The 5,142-nt window shown below is 70.8% G+C and carries 4 protein-coding genes; all 4 read right to left on the bottom strand.

Going from position 1 to position 5,142, the window contains the following annotated elements; genetic code table 11:
* Window positions 1-101 precede the first annotated feature (101 nt).
* The 4 genes from E1289_RS36370 to E1289_RS36385 all read right to left on the bottom strand — a co-directional run bounded on the left by E1289_RS36370 (window position 102) and on the right by E1289_RS36385 (window position 5,039).
* A complete protein-coding gene (locus E1289_RS36370) occupies window positions 102-683 on the bottom strand; it encodes a PadR family transcriptional regulator (protein ID WP_131988527.1) in 582 nt (193 codons plus the stop codon).
* Between the two features lie 129 nt (window positions 684-812).
* Window positions 813-2,597, bottom strand: a complete 1,785-nt coding sequence (locus E1289_RS36375; RefSeq protein WP_131988529.1) for a fatty acyl-AMP ligase — start codon at window positions 2,595-2,597, stop codon at window positions 813-815.
* Window positions 2,598-2,603: 6 nt separating this feature from the next.
* Entirely contained in the window at window positions 2,604-4,319 is a 1,716-nt protein-coding gene (locus E1289_RS36380) for an acyl-CoA dehydrogenase (protein ID WP_207929391.1), read from the bottom strand.
* 294 nt (window positions 4,320-4,613) lie between these two features.
* The gene (locus E1289_RS36385) at window positions 4,614-5,039 is read right to left on the bottom strand and encodes a nuclear transport factor 2 family protein (RefSeq protein WP_165970768.1); all 426 of its coding nucleotides are present in this window, start codon (window positions 5,037-5,039) and stop codon (window positions 4,614-4,616) included.
* Between the last annotated feature and the right edge of the window lie 103 nt (window positions 5,040-5,142).

The raw sequence follows: 5,142 nt of genomic DNA on the forward strand, positions 1-5,142 counted from the left end.
GGGGAGGGCGCGGGGGGTTGGTGCATGTGCCGCCGCCGTTCGGGCATGCGGCGGCACGAAGTACGAGGTGGTGCGGGCCGCCGGTGCGTGGTGCACTCCGGTCATGACGGCTCGCCCCCCTCGGCCTGTGTGCCCGCCCTGGCTCGCAGCAGCCGGGCGGTACTGGTGAACCACTCGTAGTTCTCCTGCTCGAAACGCAGGCCGCGCAGGCATGTCAGGTACGGTCCCACGGGATTTCCGGTCCGCAGGAACGCCTCCTCGTCCAGATCGCCGCGCAGGTGCTTCAGGGTGCGTTCGAAGACCTCGACCTTGGCGGCGGACGCCACGGCCCGGTCCTCGAGCTGCGCGATGACGGACTCGGCTGAGATGTGGTCCACGGCCTGGACCATGACGAGCAGGTTCTCTCGGATGATTCCTGGCTTGGCGGGGGACGTCGCGAACCGTTCGAGCTCGTCGACGCCGGCCTGCGTGACGGTGTACACCCGCTTGTTGGGGCGGTCGTGCTGGATGATCTGCCGTCCGCTGATCAGACCTTCGGTCTCCAACCTCGACAGCTCCGAATAGAGCTGCTGCGGTACGGCATGCCAGAAGTTGGAGACCGACAAATCGAAGATCTTGGCCAGCTGGTAGCCGCTGTACTCGCCATCGAGCAGCGCCGCCAGCACCGCGTGACGTAGCGCCATCGGCCTTCTCTCCCCGCCTTGACTCAGGGTTGTGCCGACGATAGCAGGCAACGACATGATTAGTCATGCTTTTGACTAGGTTTGGTTATGGTCGTTTTTCCGGTTCACCGAAATTCCCATTCCGGCCGATCAGGCGGGCGCCCGGGACGGCCCGGCGACGCCCGGTTCGAGGTCCCGGGCGAGTTCGGTGATCTCCCCGGCGAGGTACGCGCGCCGGGTGAGGAGGCGCTGCAGTTTCCCGCTGGTCGTCCGCCGCACCGTGCCCCGCCCGGTCAGCACGACGCTCAGCGCGGGCAGCTCGAACGCGCGGGCCGCGCGGGCCCTGATGAGGGACGCCACCTCGTCCAGCGGCGTCCCGGCGGCGGCCCTGGTGCTGATCTCCTGGACGAGGACGACGTGTTCCACCCCGTCGTCCCGACCGGGCTCCGGATCGACGGCGAACGCCGCGCCGGCGAGGGCGGCGGGGTGCGCGTCCCGGGCGGCCTCCTCGATGTCGTGGGCGTAGATGTTGCGCCCGTTGACGATGATGAGGTCCTTGATCCGCCCGGTGACGTACAGCTCGCCGTCGGCGACGAAGCCGAGATCGCCCGTCCGGAGGTAGGGGCCCGCCCCGTCGGCGGTGCGGGCCTGGAAGCCCGCACGCGTCTCCTGAGGGCTGCGCCAGTACCCGCTGGCGACGCTGCCGCCGCCGACCCAGATCTCCCCCACGTGCCCCGCTGGGCGCTCCTCGCGGGTCGCCGGGTCGACCACCCGCACGTCCAACGTGACGGGGCGGCCGCTGCTCACCAGCCGCCGCACGCCTCCCTCCGCGCCGGAGGGCCCGTCCCGGGGGACGGCGGTGTCGCGGGTGAGGGCGGCGGCGTCGAAGTCGCGGATGACGGGCCCGCCGCCGAGCGGGGCGGCGGTGATGAGGAGGGTCGTCTCGGCCATCCCGTAGCACGGCATCCACATCTCGGGACGGAAGCCGACCGGGGCGAACCGCTCCGCCATCCGCTCCAGCGTCACCGCGCGCACGGGCTCCGCGCCGTTCTTCGCCACCCGCAGGGACGAGAGGTCGAGGCCCTCCATCTGGCGGTCGGTGATGCGGCGCAGTGCCAGGTCGTAGCCGAAGTTCGGCGCCACCGTGATCGTGCCCCGGTAGCGGGTGATGAGCTCCAGCCACAGCACCGGCCGCTTGATGAACGTGATCGGCGAGGTGAACACGTAACTGCAGCCGAGATAGAGCGGCTGGAGGAACTGCCCCACCAGACCCATGTCGTGGTAATGCGGCACCCAGCCGACACCGACGGTGTCGGGCGACCCCTCGATCCGCCGCTTGATCTCCTCGCCGTTGCCGAGCAGGTTGCCGTGGGTGACCATGACGCCCTTCGGCTCGCTGGTGGAGCCGGAGGTGTACTGCAGGAAGGCCAGGGTCTCTGGACCGAACGCGGGAGGCGTCCAGTCCCCCGGGTCGGGGGCCTCGCCGTCCGCGCCCGAGGTGTCGAGGCAGTGGACGCGTCCTTTCAGACCGCCGCCGGCGAGCCACCCGTCGATCGTGTCGCGGTGGGCGGTGTCGGTCAGGACCAGCGTGATGTCGGCGTCGTCGATGATCCGGCGGGTGCGCCCGAACCGTTCCGCGTCCAGGTCGGGCAGGGGCGCCGGGACGGCGACGACCCGCGCGTACAGGCATCCCAGGAACGCCGTCAGGAACTCCAGCCCTTCCGGATACAGCAGCAGGACGGCCCTGTCCCGCAGCCCGCGCGCCTCCAGCCGGCAGGCCAGCGCGCGGGCCCCGCGGTCGAGTTCGGCGAAACCGAGCACGTTCTCCTTGTACTTGCGGCCCGGTTCCTCACTGATGAACGTGAACGACCGGCCGTCGCCCTGCTCCCGGATGTTCTCCCGGACGAGCGACACGAAATCCCTGTGCGAGCGCATAGGCCATCACTCGTCTTCGGCCAGGGACAGCAAGGAGAACCAGCCCCGGTCGTCAGAGACGCGGAACATCGCGGCCTCCAGCGAGGGAAGGAACTCCTCCGACAGGGCGGTGTCGGGCTGGGCCCGCTGCAGCAGGCGCTGCAGGCACAGCACGAGCCACTGCCCGTCGGCGAAGGCCCCACCGAACGCGTGCCGGTTGTGCAGCCACGTCAGGACGCACGACATCATCGCGTGCAGCTCGCAGTACCGCTTGGCCCGTGCCAATGCCGCCACCGATCCGGTGTCGCCCTCGGCGGCCCGGATGCCCTGCTCCACCTTGGCCCGCAGCCCGCCGATGCTGGACATCAGGTCCTTCAGCTCGGCCGCGACGCCGGGCGCCGCGTGCGCGTTCGCCGCCGACAGCAGTTCCTCGGAGATCTGCTCGAACCGCTGCCCGACCTCGTCGCGGCCCTCGTTGGTGAGCTGGAGCATCCGGCCGTCCGGTTCCCAGGTGGGGGGCGTCCTCGTCCAGCAGTACAGGTCGGCCAGCAGCTCGTCCTCGCGGCCCGTCTCCTCGGGTGGCTCGATCAGGTACGGCAGCTGCCCGGCGACGTTGGCGAGGTTAACGTGTGTGGTGCCCTCGAAGATGCTCGCGATGGCGTGGTCGCGCTGGAGCTTCTGGAACACTCCGTGCGCCACGCCTTCGCGCAGGTAGCCGCGCGCCGCGAGCACCGTGCCGATGCTGGCCACGACCTCCTCCCCCAGGACGGGGACGAAGTACTTCACGATCGACGACCACAGGCTGAGCCGCCCCGGCGCGACCGTCAGGCTGCGCGTCACCGGGATCGCGACGCACTCGGCGATGAGCAGGTCCAGGTGCGTCTTGACCAGATGGTCGCGGATGACGGGGATGTTGTAGATGTCTGACCCGTACAGGGTGCGCTCGCGCGAGTACCGCATCCCGATGCGGACCACCGCGTCCATCGTGCCGACCGACAGCGCCGCGATCGCCGTCCGGGTGATCTGCAGCGTCTTCAGCGTCTGCACGAGCCCGGAACCGCGCCGCCCGATCACCCGCTCCGCCGGGACGCGGGCGCCGACGAACATCACGCCGCTCAGGTCGTGGCCGCGCAGCCCCACCGTCCGCACCGGCGGCAGCGCCGTCCACATGTCCGGTTCGAGCTCCCGCTTGTCGACCAGGATGAGCGAGAAGTCGCGCGGGCCGGTCTTGGCGTAGGTGGTGACGAACCGGCCGCGGGTGGCGTTGCCGACCGGCCACTTCGTCCCGGTCAGCAGCAGTTCGTCGCCCTGGATCTCGGCCTCCGACTCCGACGCCATGACGTCGCTGCCGTGGTCGGCCTCCGAGACGCCGAAGCACGCCAGATCCCCGTCCAGCACCCCGTCCGCCACGGTCCTGCGCTGCCATCCGTCCCCCCACAGCCAGACCGGGTTCACCGCCAGCAGCCCGGACCCGTACATCACCGCGACGGTGACGCTGCGCCGGGAGATGCCGCGCGTGACGAAGAAGAGGTCCTCCAGGGTCGTCAACCGCCCGCCGAGCCCGGCGGGCACCAGGTACTTCGGGAAACCCCAGGTCCGGACGGCGTCGACCGCGCCCGCCGGCAGTTCATCGCGCTCCTCCGCCGCGACGATCGCCCGGTACGAGAACGGCCCGGACTCCTCGTCCATCGGGTCACCGAGATAACCGTCCAGATCCGCGGCGATCCGGTGCGCCGGTGACAACTCACCCCACCGGACCCCGGACCGCACACCCCCCGGGGCGGGCTCATCGGCACCGGCCGCACCCCGGGGAGGCACCGGCTCCGCCGAGTCCACGGGGTCCGCCGAATCCACGGGGTCCGCCGAGATCGCGGGGTCCGCCGGTTTCATGGGGTCCGGGGACTTCGCGGGCTCCGCCGGAACCACGGGCGGCCTGGGGGGCTCGGGGTCCGCGGAGGTCGCGGGAACGTCAGGGGTTGCGGTAGCGGGGTGTGCCGCGCGTGCGGGGACCTTACTTTCCATCTCTTTCTCGACTCCCTATAGGTGGGCGGTGCCGGACGGGCCCCCCGGTCCCTCCGCCGCCTCCATCCGCCGCCCCACCGCCCGGGCGAGCGTCATCGCCGCGGGCAGGGGGCGGACCATCACGGTCAAGCCGGTGACGAGACCGTTGTCGCCGAACCGGAGCAGATCGAGCCCCTGGACGGCCTTGCCCAGCACCCGGGCGTTGAAGATCAGCGCCTGGGCCGGCGCGTCGGGCCGGTCGGCGCTGACCAGCTCGTCGGTGTAGTGGAAGTCCTCGAAGACCTCCAGCAGCACCCCGAGGAGCGCGGCGACGGAGTCGCGGCCGTGGTAGGGCTTCACCATCACCGGGCTGTGGAACTCGATGCCAGGGTCGAGCGAGCCGGTGATCGCGGAGAGGTCCTTGGCCTCCACCGCCTTTCGGAACGTTCCGGGAACCGTCACCTGAGCTGCTCCCTTCACTTGCCGTGGTCGGGGTCAGTTCACCGTCCGGGGCGGGACGGCGTCGGCGGGGGGCGCGCTCTCAGCGGAACCGGGCGCGGGATCG

Source organism: Actinomadura sp. 6K520 (assembly GCF_004349245.1).
Classification (GTDB): Bacteria; Actinomycetota; Actinomycetes; order Streptosporangiales; family Streptosporangiaceae; genus Spirillospora.